The 19,196-nt window shown below is 34.3% G+C and carries 19 protein-coding genes and 1 other RNA gene; 10 read left to right on the top strand and 10 right to left on the bottom strand.

The genetic code is table 11. The features are described 5' to 3' along the window. Positions 1-10 precede the first annotated feature (10 nt). Complete coding sequence (locus OOK97_RS03825) at positions 11-1,120, bottom strand: hypothetical protein (protein ID WP_264704926.1); 1,110 nt, start codon at positions 1,118-1,120, stop codon at positions 11-13. After that, positions 1,086-2,243 (bottom strand): hypothetical protein, encoded by a 1,158-nt coding sequence (locus OOK97_RS03820; RefSeq protein ID WP_264704925.1) that lies wholly within the window; start codon positions 2,241-2,243, stop codon positions 1,086-1,088. Before OOK97_RS03820 ends, OOK97_RS03825 begins: the two co-directional genes overlap by 35 nt. Before the next feature lie 575 nt (positions 2,244-2,818). On the opposite strand from OOK97_RS03820, the gene OOK97_RS03815 reads away from it, so the two are divergent. From OOK97_RS03815 to OOK97_RS03795, 5 genes are all read left to right on the top strand, one after another. Continuing rightward, the gene (locus OOK97_RS03815; RefSeq protein ID WP_264704924.1) at positions 2,819-4,450 is read left to right on the top strand and encodes a recombinase family protein; all 1,632 of its coding nucleotides are present in this window, start codon (positions 2,819-2,821) and stop codon (positions 4,448-4,450) included. Continuing rightward, positions 4,380-5,843 carry a YifB family Mg chelatase-like AAA ATPase gene (locus OOK97_RS03810; RefSeq protein ID WP_264704923.1) on the top strand — a complete coding sequence of 488 codons (1,464 nt, stop codon included), beginning with the start codon at positions 4,380-4,382 and terminating at the stop codon, positions 5,841-5,843. Before OOK97_RS03815 ends, OOK97_RS03810 begins: the two co-directional genes overlap by 71 nt. A gap of 83 nt (positions 5,844-5,926) precedes the next feature. After that, entirely contained in the window at positions 5,927-6,391 is a 465-nt protein-coding gene (locus OOK97_RS03805) for a hypothetical protein (protein ID WP_264704922.1), read from the top strand. Between the two features lie 238 nt (positions 6,392-6,629). Next, positions 6,630-7,826, top strand: a complete 1,197-nt coding sequence (ftsZ, locus tag OOK97_RS03800) for a cell division protein FtsZ (RefSeq protein WP_264704921.1) — start codon at positions 6,630-6,632, stop codon at positions 7,824-7,826. After that, positions 7,826-8,224: an EVE domain-containing protein gene (locus OOK97_RS03795; protein ID WP_264704920.1), complete on the top strand. Its 399-nt coding sequence runs from the start codon at positions 7,826-7,828 to the stop codon at positions 8,222-8,224. Before ftsZ ends, OOK97_RS03795 begins: the two co-directional genes overlap by 1 nt. Positions 8,225-8,257: 33 nt before the next feature. On the opposite strand, the gene OOK97_RS03790 is transcribed toward OOK97_RS03795, so the two are convergent. Both OOK97_RS03790 and OOK97_RS07520 read right to left on the bottom strand, forming a co-directional pair. Next, entirely contained in the window at positions 8,258-8,437 is a 180-nt protein-coding gene (locus tag OOK97_RS03790) for a hypothetical protein (RefSeq protein ID WP_022626337.1), read from the bottom strand. A 15-nt stretch (positions 8,438-8,452) separates the two neighbouring features. After that, positions 8,453-8,584 carry a hypothetical protein gene (locus OOK97_RS07520; protein WP_259348783.1) on the bottom strand — a complete coding sequence of 44 codons (132 nt, stop codon included), beginning with the start codon at positions 8,582-8,584 and terminating at the stop codon, positions 8,453-8,455. A gap of 24 nt (positions 8,585-8,608) precedes the next feature. Here OOK97_RS07520 and ybeY point away from each other — a divergent pair, with 24 nt between their 5' ends. Together ybeY and OOK97_RS03775 are read left to right on the top strand one after the other, a co-directional pair. Next, positions 8,609-9,061 carry an rRNA maturation RNase YbeY gene (gene ybeY, locus OOK97_RS03780; RefSeq protein WP_253303271.1) on the top strand — a complete coding sequence of 151 codons (453 nt, stop codon included), beginning with the start codon at positions 8,609-8,611 and terminating at the stop codon, positions 9,059-9,061. Between the two features lie 86 nt (positions 9,062-9,147). Next, a complete protein-coding gene (locus OOK97_RS03775) occupies positions 9,148-9,936 on the top strand; it encodes a succinate dehydrogenase iron-sulfur subunit (RefSeq protein ID WP_264378091.1) in 789 nt (262 codons plus the stop codon). Between the two features lie 3 nt (positions 9,937-9,939). Here OOK97_RS03775 and OOK97_RS03770 read toward each other — a convergent pair whose 3' ends face one another. From OOK97_RS03770 to OOK97_RS03755, 4 genes are read right to left on the bottom strand one after another with little or no spacing between them, the layout of a single operon-like run. Beyond that, positions 9,940-11,076, bottom strand: coding sequence for a hypothetical protein (locus tag OOK97_RS03770; RefSeq protein WP_236514561.1), 1,137 nt, complete (start codon positions 11,074-11,076; stop codon positions 9,940-9,942). A gap of 42 nt (positions 11,077-11,118) precedes the next feature. Next, a complete protein-coding gene (locus tag OOK97_RS03765; RefSeq protein ID WP_006280097.1) occupies positions 11,119-11,898 on the bottom strand; it encodes a GNAT family N-acetyltransferase in 780 nt (259 codons plus the stop codon). Beyond that, positions 11,888-12,370, bottom strand: coding sequence for a phosphatidylglycerophosphatase A family protein (locus OOK97_RS03760; protein ID WP_006279290.1), 483 nt, complete (start codon positions 12,368-12,370; stop codon positions 11,888-11,890). Before OOK97_RS03760 ends, OOK97_RS03765 begins: the two co-directional genes overlap by 11 nt. Positions 12,371-12,389: 19 nt before the next feature. Continuing rightward, a complete protein-coding gene (locus tag OOK97_RS03755) occupies positions 12,390-13,373 on the bottom strand; it encodes an NAD(P)H-dependent glycerol-3-phosphate dehydrogenase (protein ID WP_006280098.1) in 984 nt (327 codons plus the stop codon). Positions 13,374-13,698: 325 nt separating this feature from the next. On the opposite strand from OOK97_RS03755, the gene OOK97_RS03750 reads away from it, so the two are divergent. Beyond that, on the top strand, positions 13,699-14,469 hold the full coding sequence (locus OOK97_RS03750; RefSeq protein ID WP_264704917.1) for a response regulator transcription factor: 771 nt from the start codon (positions 13,699-13,701) through the stop codon (positions 14,467-14,469). Between the two features lie 51 nt (positions 14,470-14,520). Here OOK97_RS03750 and rnpB read toward each other — a convergent pair. Continuing rightward, positions 14,521-14,870: RNase P RNA component class A (gene rnpB / locus OOK97_RS03745), an RNA gene on the bottom strand. A 157-nt stretch (positions 14,871-15,027) separates the two neighbouring features. After that, complete coding sequence (locus tag OOK97_RS03740; protein WP_264704916.1) at positions 15,028-17,130, bottom strand: hypothetical protein; 2,103 nt, start codon at positions 17,128-17,130, stop codon at positions 15,028-15,030. 224 nt (positions 17,131-17,354) lie between these two features. On the opposite strand from OOK97_RS03740, the gene nuoE reads away from it, so the two are divergent. Further along, positions 17,355-17,855: an NADH-quinone oxidoreductase subunit NuoE gene (gene nuoE, locus OOK97_RS03735; RefSeq protein WP_264704915.1), complete on the top strand. Its 501-nt coding sequence runs from the start codon at positions 17,355-17,357 to the stop codon at positions 17,853-17,855. Continuing rightward, complete coding sequence (tgt, locus tag OOK97_RS03730; protein WP_264704914.1) at positions 17,856-19,073, top strand: tRNA guanosine(34) transglycosylase Tgt; 1,218 nt, start codon at positions 17,856-17,858, stop codon at positions 19,071-19,073. Positions 19,074-19,196 lie beyond the last annotated feature (123 nt).

The following is a 19,196-nucleotide window of genomic DNA, read 5'->3' as shown; positions in this document are numbered from 1 at the left end:
ACAAAAAACTCTATTTTTTTATAGTCAAAGTAAAAGGGTTAATTCGATAACCATGTGATAATCTTTGCCAACCAAGTGTTTGTATTACATCATCACGTTCAATACTTAATCCTAATTTCTCAGCAAGTGTAGATTTGATTGTTCTTTGCATTTTATTTAATGGTTTTCTGATTTGTTGTTCTAAATCTGCTTCTAAATTAAGTCCCAAGAGTTTTTCTAACTGATTAATATTGAGAAGTGTATGTTTTTCAGGTGGTAATTCTTTCTCACAGTCATGTAAAAATTGCCTAAATAATATTCGAAAAATATTAAGACATGATGCAGCTTTTTTATTTATAACTTCAATACTATTAACATATACCATACCTTTAACTACCTGTAACTCCAAAAGCTTTGTTGGTATAATTGGTTCAACACGTTTAAGCGAAATATATGAAGCTGGTAAAACTTGCAAAGAAGTATTTTCTACTACCTTTGCTACTCCTCTTTTAGCTGCCTCTCGGAATATCTCAGTTACAGTCTTAAGCTGACAAAACAGTTTCACCATTGGCACTACATATAGATTCAGTAATAGATTTGGTATATCTTTTTTTAGAGTGATGAGAACTGTAGGGTGGACTCTAAGTTTATCTATAGTTAAAAATATCGCATCAGTACAAAAATCAAGGATTATTAGATTTACAATACGACCTTGATTACAAATATAATAAACTCCTTTTTCCACTTTTTCCCACATAAGTTTTGAATCATTCAACTTTGTTTCAAACCAGTCTATGACCTTTTCTGTATTTAAGTATATGGATAAGAGATGAAATCTCTGTTTTTGATAAGTATTAGGCAGAATATGACGAGAACAGTTTTCACAAATAGCGTCATCACATGCTTCATCAAAGTCTGAATCGATAAAAATCTCATTGCTACAACTTGAATCAATTACATTTGGCCAATCAAGATGATCTTCTTCACGAGAGCAAACAATATAATACCTTTCTTGCATTTTTATCAATCCAAGATCGAATAAGTATCTTGCTGCTTTAATATGATTTTGGCTTGGATTAATCCAGGAACCATTTGAACTTAAAAGATCAGCAATTTGCTCGTGAAAGAATTTTAAGACCATAAGATTGTTCCATATGTTTCTTCAGGTCCTCTCTTTCTTTTTTATTGAGTGGATGCTCTGAATAATAAACTTCCCCACTTATTTTGAAAGAAAATGTTACCTTTTTGTTTTGGAACATTACTTTAGCTGATTGAATAGATTGTAGTATGTTGCCAATAGCTGGCTTTAAAATATGTAACTCTGGTGCAATAGGATCATACGGTTTTACACTTAAAGTAAGATATGTATTACTATTTTTAAAATAATCTGACTTAAAATTTAACTCAAATATACAAATGTCAGAGTCAGAACCATCTATACATGCTTGAAGAAATTTGTGCACTTGTAGTGGAAAGTTCTTATCTTGTATATTTACAAAAGTACATTCGCAATCAAAATAGCAACTTACAATTCTATTTGCGATTTCCACAGCTTTATTAGTATTTTTAGCACAGAGATTAACCTTTGTACCATCAAGCGAAAAATCTAAAATCATCCACTCAGGTTTATGACCATGAACAACTTTGTTTGAATTAAGCAGTAAATCCATGTCACTTCCTCGACGTACAAACATATATATTCGATCTTGATGATGGAAAAAACCCTGCAACTGATCATCATCCTTAAGTATCTCCTCTACAGCTTCTTGTGACATAAACTCTTTAAATGAAGTGTTTATTTGTCTTGGTGATTTCTGTAGAGCAAATGATATGAAACCTTTCTTTTGTACTTTATCAAAATGATAGACAGATTTTAGAAATTCACAATTTATGTGAAATAGTAAAAACAACAAGGATCTTTTATCATACTTGGTATTATTTTTTATCAGATACGATCTCATTAACTTCTCAGTCAGAGCAAATCTTGCTACTTCACTGACTGTAGCCTCAAGTTTTGTACGATCAAAGTAGCTAATGAGATAATAGTTAAAAAGAGAGTCAGAGTAATTGGTAAGTATCTTACGTTTTTGCTGAGTGGATCTATCATCATAATCTCCGTCTTGAAAAAGTTGTCCATTTAAATGATTTTTAAAGCAATGCTGAAAAATAATGCTCAGTTGTTTACCAGAAAGGGAATCTAACCAAGACTGACGTATATTAGAATCCTGAAAACGATCTAATAAAAGGCTTACTATTACCCACAAATAAAAACATAGTATTGTATTTATTCAAATAATTTAATTTTATTAACCTGAAAGCTTATTAGATTAAAATTATTAAACTAAGAGTTATAATTTTAGCAACTAAAAGCTGTAAATTGCACCATATAAACAGTTATTTCAAGCACAAGTTATGCCATTAAGAGCTATGCAACAAACATTTATATTTGTGGGTAATAGTAAGAATAAAAGGTTAACCGGAACTTCTAAGTCGCTCTCCCAGAATTTATGACTTGGATAAATCTCCATAACATATTAAATAAGCCATGTTATACATAATATGATGATTTAGGCAAAGATTTTTTGGACATAATTTCTTCAAATCTTGTATATTTATTAGGGAGAATTTGTGTGAACTAGATAGCTTTCTTAAATAAGGTGTGCATTGGTTTAGTTTAATAGAAGTCTCCTAACCTATAAAAAAATTCACAGGAAGAAAAACATGCAAAAAGGGGAATTAACTATTAATTGCCGTTATGAACCTCACAGGTTGGCGGGTACATATTTGGCAAATGCTTATGAACAATTATTGAAATGTAAAACAAAGGAGGTAGAAGAAAATGACAACGGTAAGCTTGTATGCAAGAGTTTCATCAAGACAACAGGCACAGGAGAATACAATAGAGAGTCAGATTGTAGAATTGGAGCGTCGCATTAGTAGTGATGGACATGAATTGTTAGATGAGCATAGGTTCATCGATAATGGTTACAGTGGATCAAATTTAGAACGTCCTGGCTTAGAGAGTTTACGTGATAGAGTAGCAGAAGGTAAGATTGATAAGATATACATTCATTCACCTGATCGGCTATCACGTAAATTTTCATATCAAATGATCTTACTCGAAGAGTTTAAAAAGGCTGGATCTGAAATAGTATTTTTGAATCATAAGTTTGATGATAATCCTGATTCCCATTTATTTCTACAGATTCAGGGAGCAATAGCAGAGTATGAACGTGCAAAGATTATGGAACGAAACCGTAGAGGTAAACTTCATGCGGCCAAAGCTGGGTGTATAAGTGTGATGGGTAGGGCGCCTTACGGTTATCGCTACATAGCAAAACATGTAGGTGAAGGAAGTGCTCAATTTGAGGTTGATGAAGAAGAGGCAAATATAGTGCGTAAAATATTTAGTCGGGTTGGCCAAGAAAGAGCAAGTATAGGAGAAGTTGTACATGAACTGAATAAGATACCGGTAATAACACGAACAGGAAAAAGGTATTGGAAAAGGAGCACTATTTGGAACATGTTAAGAAATCCTGCTTATATAGGAAAAGCAGCTTATGGTAAAACTAGGACATGCTCAAAACCACAAGTAAAAAAGTCAAAAAAAGGAACTTGTGGTAAACTTAAAAGTGGTCGCTTTAACAGTGATAAAGAGAACTGGACTTATATTCCAGTACCAAAAATAATCAATGAGCCTTTATTTGATTCAGTACAGGCACAACTAACTGAAAATAGGCAAAGAGCAAGAGTACGACAAAGAAGAGAAACATATTTATTGCAAGGTTTAATGGTATGTCAACGTTGTCAATATACTTATTGCGGTACAAACCACGTTCATAAAAAGTCGACATATTATTACTATCGTTGCTCTGGTACAAACTCTAGCAAATTCAATGGCAATAAAATCTGCGATAATAAATCAATACGCACTGATGTATTAGATGGAGTTATATGGGAAGAAGTCAAGAGTATCCTGAAAGAGCCAGATAGGATTGCAAATGAATATCAACGTAGATTGTCAGAGAACAAAAAGCCTTTACATAATCAAACACGTGAAAAGCAAGAAAGTAAGCTAAGATTAAGTATCAAAAAATTTATTGATAGCTATGCCAAAGGGTTTATAAGCCAAGAAGAATTTGAACCAAGAATCACAACAATGAAACAACATTTGAAAGAAATTGAAGAAGAGAAAGAAAGAACACTCGATCAAAAGAAGTTACAACAAGAATTGAGCCTTGTTACAGATAGCTTGAAAAACTTTTCCTCAAGTGTTGAATCAAAACTTGATCTGGTAGATTGGCAGACTAAACAAAATATTATTAGAATGTTAATTCATCAAATTGAAATCAACCACAACCACTTATACATAGTATTTCGCATAAAAAGTCTTGCAAATTTTGATCAAAATAGGCATAATAGAATTATGCAATGTTGTACTAGCAGTCAATATTGTTGGATTGCCAGATAAAACTGTTGCGGAATCCAAAGAACGCATCAGAGCAGCGTTAAATTCAATCAATCTACTACTACCTCCAAAAAGAATTACAGTTAATCTCTCCCCTGCGGATTTACTGAAAGAAGGTAGTCATTATGACTTGGCTATTGCTATTGGACTACTTGTTGTAATGAATGTGATACCAGTTGAAAAAGTTCAGTCTTATATCATTATGGGTGAGCTTGCCCTTGATGGCAGAGTTATTCCAGTTTCAGGAGTGCTGCCAACAGCGATCAATGCAAAACAGGCAAATAAAGGAGTAATTTGCCCAAGGGGAAATGGAGTAGAGGCTTCATGGGTAAAGAATGTTTCAATTCTAGCTATAGAGAAATTAACTGATATTATCAGACACTTTAAGGGTGAGCAATTAATTCAGCCAGTAATTTTTAAATATAGTGATGCACCCAAAGAAAAAAGATTGGTTCCCGATATGAAGGATATTAAAGGCCAAGTTGTTGCAAAAAGAGCAGCTGAAATTGCAGCAGCAGGTGGGCATAATATGCTTCTTGTTGGCCCTCCTGGTACTGGAAAATCAATGCTTGCTAAGCGCTTTATAGGATTGCTGCCTGATTTAACCGAACAGGAGATGATTGATGTTAATATTATTTCCAGCATAACAAAAACTGGTAATGAAATATTCAAAGTAACTCGTCCCTTTCGTGAACCTCATCATTCATGCTCTATGCCAGCGATGATAGGGGGAGGAAAGAATGCAAAACCTGGAGAAATTACCATGGCTCACAATGGCGTGTTATTCCTTGATGAGTTGCCAGAATTTCCAAGACTTGTGCTTGATTCTCTGCGCCAACCACTTGAAGATAGAAAAGTTACCGTTGCAAGGGCAAATGCTCACATAACCTACCCTGCCAATTTTCAACTGATAGCTGCAATGAACCCTTGCAGGTGCGGTTATTTAGGTGATGCAAGCAGATCGTGCAACAAAGCTCCAAAGTGTGGCACAGATTACAAAAACAAAATATCAGGGCCATTGCTTGATAGAATAGACATATGCATTGAGATGCCAAACGTTAGCATACTCTCTCCTGAAATCTCTGTGGAGGGAGAAAGTACTAAAATTATAAGAGAAAGAGTGATAGCAGCAAGAAAAGTTCAAACTGAGCGCTATAGTGAATTAAATATTCGTTGCAATTCAGAAGTAAGCGGTGAAGCATTTAATAAATTTACTGAACCAGATCAGGCAGGGTTAGAATTGCTAAAATACGTACTGAAAGAAAATTACATTTCCAATCGAGGCTACACACGCGTATTAAAAGTTGCAAGAACTATTGCAGATCTTGCAAAAAGTGAAGAAGTAAAAAGAGCACACATTGCTGAAGCGCTCAATTACAGAATAAAGGTATATTAAAAAATTAGTTTACTTGACAGGCAATTTTTTTTACTATATGCTTCCTTAATGAAATTTTAACATTCTATTTAAGGAGTAGAGTTATGGCATTAACAAATTATGAGTATAGAAAAGGGGATGGCATTTTTCATGCTATTTCAGAAGGATATATACGAGCTGAAAAATACTGGGGAATTCCTGGTGCTGCTGGTGGAGCTGGTCAGTACGCTATGCATAATAAAGGGAGAACAGCATTATTTCCGCTTGCAGTTGCAAGTGTTGTCTTTACAGCAATGCATATGAAAGCAGGCTTTGTTAGTGCAGCAGAAGCTTCTGGGTTTCTTGCTAAGACTGCCAGTTACTTTGTTGGAACAAATCAAGCAATAGCTGCTTCATTACCTGGATTTATCGGAACAGGTGTTGCTGGTCAGATAGTTGCGGGTGCCATAATGGCAATTGCTGCAGCTGCTGTTCTTTATGGAACATATCAAATTGCCTCAAAATTAAAAGATGTTGCGATTAAAGCATTGAAAGTGGAAGAGAAAGATAAGGAAGTTAGTAATCTTTAACAAAATAAAAAGGGATAGGTTTCTGTCCCTTTTTATAAACGTTTTCTATTTTTTGCATCGGTTAAGTGATGTCATCTAAGAATCTAGTTATTATAATTAACTGCACTTATTAGTATAAATGTTAAGAATAAGTAAATCCCGTTTACTGTTTACGCCTATAGAAGTGAAAAGTATTTGCATATTATTAAAAAAGCGGTAACTTATTATCAAGTGAATTCGCTAAATTTGAGTAATTTAAATGTCTATTGATCTTAGTCTGCCGGAGTTACCTATATTGCACCCAAGGATTACCGTTGTGGGAGTGGGTGGTGCTGGTGGAAATGCTGTGAATAACATGATCCAATCTAATTTGCAAGGAGTGAATTTTGTTGTCGCAAATACCGATGCTCAAGCACTAGAAAAGTCGTTATGTGATAAAAAAATTCAGCTTGGCATTAATTTAACTAAGGGGCTTGGTGCTGGTGCTTTGCCTGATGTTGGCAAAGGTGCAGCAGAAGAGTCAATTGATGAGATTATGGAGCATATAAAAGATAGTCATATGCTTTTCATCACAGCAGGAATGGGCGGTGGTACTGGAACCGGTGCAGCACCGGTAATTGCAAAAGCAGCCAGAGAAGCAAGAGCCGCAGTTAAGGATAGAGCGCCAAAAGAAAAAAAGATATTGACTGTTGGAGTTGTAACTAAACCGTTCGGTTTTGAAGGTGTGCGCCGTATGCGCATTGCAGAGCTTGGACTTGAAGAACTGCAAAAATACGTGGATACACTTATTGTCATTCCAAATCAGAATTTATTTAGAATTGCAAATGAAAAAACTACATTTTCTGATGCATTTAAACTTGCTGATAATGTTCTGCACATTGGCATCAGAGGAGTAACTGACTTGATGGTCATGCCAGGGCTTATCAATCTTGACTTCGCTGATATAGAAACAGTAATGAGCGAGATGGGCAAAGCGATGATCGGCACCGGAGAGGCAGAAGGAGAAGATAGAGCAATTAGCGCTGCAGAGGCTGCAATATCTAATCCATTGCTCGATAATGTATCAATGAAAGGTGCGCAAGGAATATTAATTAACATTACTGGTGGCGGAGATATGACTCTGTTTGAAGTTGATGCTGCAGCCAATAGAGTGCGTGAAGAAGTAGATGAAAATGCAAATATAATATTTGGTGCTACTTTTGATCAAGCGATGGAGGGAAGAGTTAGAGTTTCTGTTCTTGCAACTGGCATTGATGGTCGCAATAATAAATCAGAAACTCCACCTATAAGTCAGAGCGAAGACTCAGAGAAAGAGAAATTTAAGTGGCCATATAGTCAAAGTGAAAGTACGCAAGACAAAACACTGGAAACAAAACCAGCTGAACAGGTAAGCGAAGGAGCTAAGTGGGGCAGCAATATCTATGATATACCAGCTTACTTAAGAAGAAAAAAATAATGCAATTTTGGCTACTCAAGTCAGAGCTAAGTGAATACTCATGGCAAAAAATGGAAAAGGATCAGGTAGTTGAGTGGGATGGTGTGCGCAATTATCAAGCTCAAAATTACATGAAAATTATGAAAGCAAGCGATCTTGCGTTTTTTTATCATACAGGTAAAGAGAAAGCAATACTTGGAATCGTTGAAGTATTTAAAGAGTATTATCATGTTAATGATCCCAAGTTCGGATTAGTGAATGTAAAGTTTTTGAAACCTTTAAATAACCAAGTAACGTTAAATAATATAAAACAAAACCCACTTTTGAAAAATATGACTATATTAAAACAACCACGTTTATCAATTGCCCCAGTTTCGGAAATTGAATGGAATGAAATAATAAGGATGAGTGATGTGTAATACCTGTCATTTCAGTTCCTAAATGATGTCATCTCAGCACACAACGCACAGCTGTATGAATATTTGTCTCGAAGGCAGTGCATTAAACGTTATAGCCGATTTTGCATCAAACACAAAGGTGTCATTCCAGTGCTTGACACTGGAATCCAGCCTTAATGCAACCACATTAAAGCCGTTGTGTTTTAATATAAGATTAGCTACTTTTATATTCACTAACTTGATGTCTAATCAAAATTCCTGGATTCCAGTGTCTAGGCACTGGGATGACATCCTTCTAGTGTACAATATTCGTACAGTTGTGTACATGACACAAGGGTCTATAACTCTTCTTTTTTGGATTCCAGTGTCAGCTATTTGCATGACACCCTTACTGATGTGTCACTCATGTTAGAAGTAAATATTCTTGACAAGAAATGGTGCAGCATTATAGAAAATCCTAAAAATTTTGTATTAGGTGTCATCAATGCTTCTCTAAAAGAATTAAAAATAGACCACTATAAACCAAATATATCAATAGCTCTGGCTGATGATGACTTGCTACATCAACTTAATTTAAAATTTAGAGAAATGGATAAGCCAACTAACGTACTATCATTTCCGTATGAACAATTGTCTAATGAGTGCGATTTAGGAGACATAGCAATTTCAATAGACACAATAAAAAGAGAATCGCATGAGTATTGTATACCCATTCTTGCTCACATTGCACACATGTTAGTGCATGGATTACTGCATTTACTTGGTTATGATCACCAAAAAAAAGATGAAGAAATTATAATGAAAAATCTAGAAAGAGAGATTTTAGCTTCGCTTGGCTACAATATGTGCACGATTTAAAAGGAATTTAATAAAAATATAGTAGATGATAATAAAATATGTTATCTACAAAGGGTTTTAGCTATAAACAATAAAAGGTAAGTGATATGGTTCAGTTTTCTTTGCCAAAGAATTCTAAAATTAATCAAAAGGGCAAAATTTATCCTATTCCTGCTAGAGCAAAAAACATCAGAAGATTTCAAATTTACCGTTGGTCTGCTGATGACGAGAAAAACCCTAGAATAGACACATTTTTTATTGATATGGATAATTGTGGCCCTATGGTACTTGATGCATTAATAAAAATAAAGGATGAAATAGATTCGACTTTAACTTTCAGACGTTCTTGTAGAGAAGGCATATGTGGATCTTGTGCCATGAATATTGATGGAACCAATACTCTTGCATGTACTAGATCTATACATGATATAAAAGGTGACGTAAAAATATATCCATTACCTCACATGTATGTAATAAAGGACCTAGTCTCGGATTTGAGCCAATTTTATGAGCAATACAAATCAATTAAACCTTGGTTACAAGCAGATAAGCCTGCCCTACCAAATAAAGAATACTCTCAATCTTCTGAAGATAGAAAAAAATTAGATGGCTTGTCCGACTGTATATTATGTGCTTGCTGTTCGACTGGTTGCCCAAGCTACTGGTGGAATAGTGATAAATTTTTAGGACCAGCAATACTATTACAAGCTTACAGATGGATTGCTGACAGCCGTGATAATAAGACAGGTGAAAGACTTGATGTTTTAAACGACCCATTCAAGTTGTATCGTTGTCATACAATAATGAATTGCACAAAAACTTGTCCTAAAGGACTTAATCCAGCAAGAGCAATAGCGAAAGTAAAACAGCTCATGGTAGAGAGAGAAGGAGTTTAAGTATTATCTTTTGCATTCTTCGTAAGAGAACAGCAAACCTTCCGAAGCGTAGGGTATTGTTAATACCCTGAACGCTTTTCCATTCGTGAAATGCATCGTATCATCATACGATTCAAATAATTTTTTGAACAACTCATGTCTTTGATTACTAATAGTTTGAAAATCCTCTTTTTCTAAAAGCTTTTTAGATTCGCAGAGGTAAAGCATAACTTCATGATAAGTTGGGTAAGATGCCAAAAATTTTGGGTCAAATTGAAAGGTTTTTATAAAAGCATTATTATAAAATTTTAGCTTTTGATTCTTACTATATATTACTATAGCAACCGGTAACCTCTCAAGCAAATTTTTCTGTGTAGCTAAATAACTGTTTAATTCAGTATATAATTTCTCTGCATCACTAACATCTTTCCCATACATTACTATGCTACCAGAACCTTGTATTGGAATTTTAACAAAATCGAAAACCTTAGGTTCGTTCTTATAAGTTATGACATGTCTTCCTGGTTTTGTGCTATGAGCGCTACCGGTAATAGCAAATTTCTTAGAACCATCTACATATTTATCATAAAACAAGTTATAAAATTCCACCTTTCTACTCTTGTTATATCTTAGTATTGGAAATGGTAAAGAGTTGAAAACGTTTTTATAGCTCTCCACTTCCTGTGTAAGCTTACTATTTTCTAACTCAAGTCCGTTAGCCTTTATCTTACAGTCTGAGACATTCCTTATCCATAACAGCACACCTATCACATTGTTAGAATCATCTATTATGCTTCTACCGTAACATATGCAATAAACCTCACTGTCTTTTGACTTTAAATCTAGAGTAAAAGATTTATTTATTTCCTTTGCCTCAACAAAATTTTTGATTAAGCTTTCTGATTGCTCAAAAAAATTCACAAACTCATTAAATGAGTAAAAAACAGTATTAAGCAAAATTAGTAAATTGGGAGAGAACTTTTCTATACGTTTTTTTGCATCCCAAATATAAAACCCATCATTCACAGTATCAATTAAATTATTTATGATAACATTTTGATGCTGTAAGTTCTTAATCTTATTACTAATTTTTAATTTAGAATAAGAGAGAAAGAATAATATTAGAATCAATATTAAAACCACTTCATACAAAAAAAACATAGCACTTTTAAAACAAATGTAAAAATTTGTAACCGCTCAGAATTATGCTGAAGAGGTATATAAGTAAAGATTGCCTAACATTTGAAAGCCCAATCTCTTATAAAGGTTCACAGAAGATTTCATACAATGTGCTACTATATATTTGCATTCAAGCTGTTTAGCTATCTTTATTCTTTCTAAAACCATTTGGGTACCTATTCCACGATTCCTGTAAATTGGTAAAACTCCATCACTATAAAAACCAGCTACGCTGTCTTGAACATAAAGACCGCATGTCCCAATAATTTCATTATTTAGTGTTACAAGAAAAAATCTTAATCTTGAGTTCTTATCATCATAATTTGATAATCCGCGAAAAAATGTGCTGACAATTCCAACGCCATGATAAAAAATTTTAGAAGTGTGTAGATCTAACTGTTCTAAGAGGTTGCTACCATTCACAGCATTTAACCTCAAGTTTGGAATAACATCAGCAGGTAAAAAGTAATTTTTCATATTAAGTAAAGCTTTTTTTGGTGTGCTAACGTGTTTTATTTCACACTTTTCTAAAATATCTCTTATTTTCATATGTGAATTTATTACCCATGTTGCTTCTATATCTCTTGTTCTGAGATAATCTAGAGTTTTTTGTATAGAAAGCTCGGTACATTGATCTCCACAGAACACAAAATTAAATAATGACTCCCTGGTACCATTTATTGTAAATATGATGTTATCAAATTCATCGTGTACTTCCCACTCAGATAAATTCGCTGTGTACAGTATATAATCCTTTAGATTTTGAACAATTAAGCTTGAATAATAAATTTTTTTATCCTGCATACACCAACAATAAACAATAAAAGGCTCCTATAAGAACACAGGCTAAAATTGCAGCTATAACGTCATCTAGCATAATACCTAAAGGACCTTTGGTATTTTTATCGATTAAATTTATAGGCCACGTTTTTATTATATCAAAAAACCTAAAAGAAAAAAAGCACAACAACAATGAAGAACAATTCATCTCTTGGCTTAACAATATCGAAACTAAAAGTATCGTCAGCAATTGACCAACCACTTCGTCAATTACTACCTCTTTTGGATCACATGAAGTCTTGTAATGTTTTATATAATTACCTGTAGACCATAATCCAATTAAGAATAAAAAAGAAATAATTGCTGCACCTAAAATTTTGTTGCTCAGGATTACAGGAACAAGCGGAAAAGAAGCCAAACTACCCACAGTACCTGGCATTTTTTTTACTGTTCCAGACAGCCACCACGTTGATATTAATTTATATAAAAATTTCACAATATATCCAAATACAAAATTAACTTATAAGAACAGAAATAGTATCCTCTATAGAGGCGCTTTCATACAATAATCTATAGACCGCTTCACATATAGGCATTTTTATCTTTAGCTTTCCTGCTAAATTAAATATGGACTCAGCAGTGCTAAAACCTTCAATCACTGACTTGCCTTCTGACAAAATCTGCTGAACATTAAAGCCATTGTCACTATTACCTATTTTAAACCCAAAAGATAAGTTTCTTGAATTCAAGGATGTGCATGTCATAATTAGGTCACCCAGACATGCTGGCCCAAGTAGTGTATTTATATCCACACTACCGTCACCAATTTTTGCTGAGTATAAAGCCTTAATTTCGCTCATACTTTTCGTAATCAATGCTGCATGAGCATTAAACCCAAGTTTACTACCTAAAACAATCCCACACGCTATAGCAAAAACGTTCTTTAACGCTGCACAAATCTGTACTCCTATAATGTCGTTACTAAACTCCAATTTAACATTTTCTTGTTGCAGCTCTGATACTAGCTTTGAACCTAATGTGTTATTTTGGCATGCAAGAACCATTGAATAGGGTAATTTTCTTGCAACTTCTACAGCAAAGCTAGGACCTGAAAAAATAGCAATAGGATTGTTAGGTAAAATTTCATTTACTATTTCACTAGGTAATTTTAATGTAGACTTTTCTATTCCCTTACAAGCTAAAATTATTGCTACATCTTTTTTCAGATTACAATTATGCAATTGCTGACATACCTTCCTCAGAGACTGAGTGGGAACAGCGAGGATTGTTACTGAAGCATTAATTGTGTCTTCAATAGCCAATTTTACTGACACATTATCAGAAATTCGACAACCGGGTAGCTTGTCACTTTCTCTTTTCCCGTTGATTGATTCAAATGTAGTTTCATTGCGAGTCCACAAAATCACATCTTTCTTACTACCTAATGAAATTGCGATTGCTGTACCCCATGCACCAGCACCTAAAATTGATATTGCCACACAATATTCCTGAAAATATTACTTATACTTTAAAATAGTAGGATAAGTAAATTAAAAATATAACACAGACATATAGAATAGTTAAATATTTATTAACCGAAGTATTCTTTTAATAATAGTAACTTTAATTCAATATTTACTAAAAATATTATTACTATCATGGTATGTCTATTATATTTTAGATCTATTTATATAACTTTGGAACAATATATTTACTATTAATTAATAAGTGTAATTTTGATCATTTGTTAATAAAAATTTGATTTATTACTTTCCTTAGTTATATATATTACTAAAATTATAAATTATTTATGGGGTGTAAAATATGCGTATATTATTAATTGAAGATGATCAAGTAAGTGCAAAGACTGTGGTTAACGCCTTAACTTCTGATGGACATTTCTGTGACGTTGTTACTTCTGCACAAGATTATAACAATAATATGGTTTCCTCAAACGGAGATTACTATGACCTAGTTATTTTAGATATACACTTGCCTGGTGATATTGACGGATATGATATATTGCTAAGACTAAGAAGTGCAAAAATCAAAGTTCCTGTCTTAATACTTTCATGTATATCCGCTGTCAATCACAAAGCTAAAGGACTCGGGTATGGTGCCGATGATTACTTAACCAAACCATTTCATAAAAATGAGTTATTAGCTCGAATTAAGGCCATAGTGCGTCGTACTAAAGGCCATCCTGAATCGGTGATAAAGATTGGTAATATAAATATCAATTTTGATCACAGGATTGTTGAGGTGAAAGGTAAAACGGTTCACCTTACTAATAAAGAGTATTCTATGATAGAATTGCTAGCACTGCGTAAAGGAACAGTATTAACAAAAGAAATGTTCTTAAATCATCTTTACAATGGCTTAGATGAACCTTCAGATAACAAGATAGTTGATGTTTTTATGTGCAAATTACGTAAGAAACTTGAAAGTGCAAATGATGGAAAAAGCCACATAGAAACCGTTTGGGGCAGAGGGTATGTTCTGAAAGAGTATATTGATGATGAAGAATATTCTAATGTTAATGTAGGCGAAAGTAGTGATGGCTATCAAGCAGAACAAGTGAAGGACAACGCATGAAATGCCTATACATTTAAATATAGCATGGCTTATATCGCACGTATCATGTGAACGCCTAGGTGAAATATAAGCCGAGTTCTGTTTATGTAGCTATTTATCTGGAGTAAATGTTACCATTTACCGCATGCGATTTACCCGAGTAGATATGAGGAAAACATAAAATCTACTTCTATTTAATCTTGCTCCTAGTGTTGGTTACTCGACTACCAATGTTGCCATTGCCATGGTGTGCTCTTACCACACCTTTTCACCCTTACCTAAGAATATTTTAGGCGGTAATTCTCTGTAGCCCTATAACTGGAGTTACCTCCGGCGGGCATTACCCGTCACTATTTTTCCTTGGAGCCCGGACTTTCCTCTGCTATGTTTATCACACAACAGCAGCTACTTATTTCACCTAGGAATTATACTTTAACATGAAAATCACAAAAGCAAAAGACAATTTCCTAACAGTCTACATATTAAAAACATTTAGACAAATAGCTAAAGGTGATATTCCGGCACATCATCACTATCCCAAGATAAGCTTTTTTCACTTTTAGACTCCGCTTCAGTTAGTCAAGAGCCTGGTCCACCGCTTGAAGACGATGAGCTACTTCTTGATCGACTACTACTTTCTACTGATATACTATTTAGCACTGTTTCAGATTGATATATAGTTCGCATTCTGTTACCAGTGGTAAAAATTTCTTCATCGCTACTTGAAGATGATCGCCTTCTATAACCCAAATCAGTTAGTTCTAATACAGGAGCAGCATTACGACCCTTAACATATCTATATGCTATGAATCCTATAATTCCAACAATACCTATTGCTCCAACCAAAGATCCCCCTATCATTCCTGCCTTATTAGACCCTATAGCAAGTTGAGTAGGTTGTGGTGAAGAAGTAGACTGAGGAAGTAAAGTCGTGGTGAATATAGGAGTTGTTGACTCTTTTGTTCTAGTACTTGGTATACTAAATACTGTTTGTGTAGTTTTCTCTGAGCTTGTTGTTGGCGCAGTTGGTTCCACTGTTACTGTGCTTGTTTGAGTCGTTGACTCTGTTGAAGGTTTATTCGTTGTAGAAGTAGGTGCAACGGCTTCTGTTGTTGGCTTCACTGTTACTGTACTTGTTTGAGTCGTTGACTCTGTTGAAGGTTTACTCATCGTAGAAGTCGACGCACCAGTCGCTGCTGTAGGTTTTACAGTACTTGTCTCAGTCCCTGAAGTTACTATCTGCACACTAGTTGACGTTGTAGCAACCGTGGTCGCTTGTGAAGTAGTAGTTGTTTTTGCTACTGTCGTTGACTCCGTTGAAGGTTTACTTATTGTAGAAGTAGGTGCAACGGCTTCCGTTGTCAATTTAGTAGTCTTCACAGCGTCGGTTTCTGCTGTGCTAGTAATTGCAGCAGTCGGCGTTTTCTTAGAAGTCACAACCGTTTCTGCAACAGTTATAGGAGCCACGGTACTACTAGAAATAATATCTGGCGTTAATCGACCGTTAATGATATTAACAAAATCACTGAGAGTTTTGATGCTATTTGCCGGTATTATTGTTGCTTCAGAAGATTTTCCAGAGCCGTTTTGATTAAAAGTTACAATATTTTCTCCACTTACCGCAGTTACGATAAAACCACCCTGACCGTTGCCTTTAATATATAATTGCTCTATAGGATCTGTAAATTGATAGATAGGAAAATCTGACACTGATCCATTTTTAAGTAGAGTTGCTATATGTAACCTCTGCTCATTAGCTGATTGGTCATTTTCAAGAAAAGCAACTAGATCATTTCCTTCCGTTTGTTCAACATACTGCAAAAAGCTTATTTCATGTTCTCTAGAAAGAGATAGTGCTTTATTATCTATTTGACCTTTTCGATTACCAAGTAAAAAGCCATTAACTCCATCCTTCAGACCCTGAATCACTTTAGCCATATCAAATTTAAAAATACGTGTTTTTCTCACCTCTTGATTTTCCTTAGTAATCCTTTTGCTCACTTGCGAATAAAGCATCGTGTTTCCATTTAATGCCAATTGCCCCTGATTATCAAAATTGAACAATTTTCTTTCTGTAACACCTTTTTCTCCAGTCAATACCTTAAATTTTCCGCTCTCGCTTGACTTTAAGTACCAAGAAACTAAAGTTTGATCCTTTAAGTTATGGGCGATTACAATTACGTCACCATTACCAACTTTCACTGCTCTTGGTTGAAAGTAACTATTGCCCACATTTGCAAGACTATTATTATCAATATTCTTTTGTAATTTTCTTTTATCTAAATGTTCAACTGAAGGAGTATTAACTGATTGTTTAATTCCGTAAGTGTTAAAAGATAAGCCTTTAACGCATTTTTCTCCTTCTTCGCTAATTCCTTCTTCAGGAAAGATAACTCCAACTTTATCTATTTCAGCTGAATCTTCTATTAATGTGAGAGATAATTGATCTTTGAATTCATTTGCTACGCTGATATTTGTACCACATTCGTATGTTTTTGATTGATATAATGGACTAATAAGTAATTTTACTTTACTGCTCCCATTACCATTATCTTGATAGCTGAGTCCGTAAGCAACTCCATTCCCCTCAATTAATTCTACGTTTGTTGGATTAAAACCTATCGCTTCTTTAATTTCCGGTGTATTTGAGTTGATCCCGAGCAATCTTCTTAATATAGACATAATTTTATTTAAAATATTAATAAAATGCTATTATGATTACTCCTGTGTGTTAATGTCAATGAAAATTTTAACTAAAATTAAAAAATTAATATAATATTTTATACTAAAAGGTAAATATAAGCTTGAAGAGGGCTAAGAAGCTTTATGCTATTTCTCAAAAAACCAACAATTGCAATCATTGGTTCTACAGGTATAATCTGTTAAAGTTTACACGAGTCTCATGAATGATAGAAAAAGAAGAGCAGTTTAGTTTTACATCAGAAAACCTCAAGAAAGCAGGAAAGTTTATAGAGATGTATCCTAAAGGCAGAGAAGGTAGTGCTGTTATGCCTTTACTATACCTGGTTCAAGAGCAATGCGGATGGGTTTCTGAACCTGCCATGCGCCACGTTGCTGATATGCTGCATATTCCACATATTCGTGTATATGAAGTGGCAAATTTTTACACCATGTATAATTTAAAACCAGTAGGTAAATATCTAATACAAATTTGTAGAACAACCCCTTGTTGGTTATGCAGTAGCGAAAAAGTTTTAAATACCTTTAAAGAGAAACTTGGAATCAATATCGGTGAGACTACTAAAGATAATTTGTTCACTTTAAAAGAGGTTGAATGTCTTGGTGCATGCGTTAATGCTCCCGTTGTGCAGATTAATAATGACTTTTATGAAAATCTTACTCCTGAGAAAGTAGAAAACATCATAGCAGAACTTTCAGGCAAATAGATGAAAAAAGAATTTGCATTTAAGATAATCAAGCAGTCAGGTTCTGCAAGAGTTGGAACGATCAAAACTCCAAATGGAAGTATAGAAACACCAGCATTTATATTCTGCGCAACAAAAGCTGCAATTAAAGCTGTAGATACTGAAAGAATAAGTGAAGCAGGTACCCAAATCATACTTTCCAACACCTATCACCTAATGCTTCAACCAGGAGAGAATACCGTTGCAAAACTTGGTGGTTTGCACAAGATGATGGGATGGAATGGGCCAATGCTAACTGACTCAGGTGGATATCAGATATTTAGTTTAGGCCACGGATCTGTTTCGGAAGAGATAAAAGGAATAAGAAAAAAACAAAAAACTCTGATCAAAATTAATGAGGATGGGGCAATTTTCCGTTCTTACATCAATGGCAAAACTTATTGCTTAACTCCTGAAAAATCTATACAAATTCAACAGAAATTAGGTGCAGATTTAATCCTAGTTTTAGATGAATGCACTCCATTTCACGTAAGCAAAGAATACACAGCAAAATCAATGCTCATGAGCCACAGATGGGCTGAACGTTCTTTAAATGAATTTGAAAAAAACAATAATGGCAAGCAGGCACTGTATGGAATTAGTCAAGGCGGAATATATCACGATCTGCGTAGAGAAAGTTGTGATTTTATCAACAATTTACCATTTTTCGGTCAAGCAATAGGTGGATCACTTGGTCAAAGTAAAGAGCAGATGCATGATGTAGTTTCTTTCACTATGGACCACTTGAAAAAAGACAGGCCTACTCATTTGCTTGGTATCGGTGGGATTGTGGACATCTTTCATGGAGTAAGTCTTGGAATTGACACGTTTGATTGTGTGCATCCAACTCGTTTGGCAAGGCATGGTGGTGCGCTTATTAAAGTAAAAAATAGAGATTCTATTTCTTCAAAGTGCAAAGAGCATATCAATTTGCGAAATCAACAATTTGAGCTGGACGATAACCCAATTGAAAGTGACTGTTTATGTTTTACCTGCAGAAAACATTCAAGAGCTTATATACACCATTTACTGAAAGCTAAAGAGCTCCTGGCTTACACACTCGTTACCATTCATAATATTTTCTTTATGAATAAGTTAATGGCATCAATAAGGCAGGCAATATTAGATGATAGGCTAGATCAGGAGAAAAATAATTGGATTAGTGAAATACCATTGCACTTTGATTTGGCCTCTCTTTAAGTCTTTTCTTTATGCCGTTGATTTTTACTTCTTGTTATATTTACTTTATTTATCACACTATTAATTAGAAAGGTTATAATAAATAATTAATCTATTAATGTTAGTCTCTACCCACATGATTTG

The organism is Wolbachia endosymbiont (group A) of Gymnosoma rotundatum (genome assembly GCF_947250765.1).
Taxonomy (GTDB): domain Bacteria; phylum Pseudomonadota; class Alphaproteobacteria; order Rickettsiales; family Anaplasmataceae; genus Wolbachia; species Wolbachia pipientis.
This window is presented reverse-complemented; position numbering and strand designations above follow the sequence as displayed.

Excerpts from the sequence above, each read along its gene's own strand:
- OOK97_RS03825 (WP_264704926.1), bottom strand. The coding sequence starts at position 1,120 with ATGGTCTTAAAATTCTTTCACGAGCAAATTGCTGATCTTTTAAGTTCA.
- ftsZ (WP_264704921.1), top strand. The coding sequence starts at position 6,630 with ATGTCTATTGATCTTAGTCTGCCGGAGTTACCTATATTGCACCCAAGG.
- ybeY (WP_253303271.1), top strand. The coding sequence starts at position 8,609 with ATGTTAGAAGTAAATATTCTTGACAAGAAATGGTGCAGCATTATAGAA.
- OOK97_RS03815 (WP_264704924.1), top strand. The coding sequence starts at position 2,819 with ATGACAACGGTAAGCTTGTATGCAAGAGTTTCATCAAGACAACAGGCA.
- nuoE (WP_264704915.1), top strand. The coding sequence starts at position 17,355 with ATGATAGAAAAAGAAGAGCAGTTTAGTTTTACATCAGAAAACCTCAAG.
- OOK97_RS07520 (WP_259348783.1), bottom strand. The coding sequence starts at position 8,584 with ATGCAAATAGCTGACACTGGAATCCAAAAAAGAAGAGTTATAGACCCT.
- OOK97_RS03805 (WP_264704922.1), top strand. The coding sequence starts at position 5,927 with ATGGCATTAACAAATTATGAGTATAGAAAAGGGGATGGCATTTTTCAT.
- OOK97_RS03750 (WP_264704917.1), top strand. The coding sequence starts at position 13,699 with ATGCGTATATTATTAATTGAAGATGATCAAGTAAGTGCAAAGACTGTG.
- OOK97_RS03795 (WP_264704920.1), top strand. The coding sequence starts at position 7,826 with ATGCAATTTTGGCTACTCAAGTCAGAGCTAAGTGAATACTCATGGCAA.
- OOK97_RS03765 (WP_006280097.1), bottom strand. The coding sequence starts at position 11,898 with ATGCAGGATAAAAAAATTTATTATTCAAGCTTAATTGTTCAAAATCTA.
- OOK97_RS03740 (WP_264704916.1), bottom strand. The coding sequence starts at position 17,130 with ATGTCTATATTAAGAAGATTGCTCGGGATCAACTCAAATACACCGGAA.
- OOK97_RS03775 (WP_264378091.1), top strand. The coding sequence starts at position 9,148 with ATGGTTCAGTTTTCTTTGCCAAAGAATTCTAAAATTAATCAAAAGGGC.
- tgt (WP_264704914.1), top strand. The coding sequence starts at position 17,856 with ATGAAAAAAGAATTTGCATTTAAGATAATCAAGCAGTCAGGTTCTGCA.
- OOK97_RS03770 (WP_236514561.1), bottom strand. The coding sequence starts at position 11,076 with ATGTTTTTTTTGTATGAAGTGGTTTTAATATTGATTCTAATATTATTC.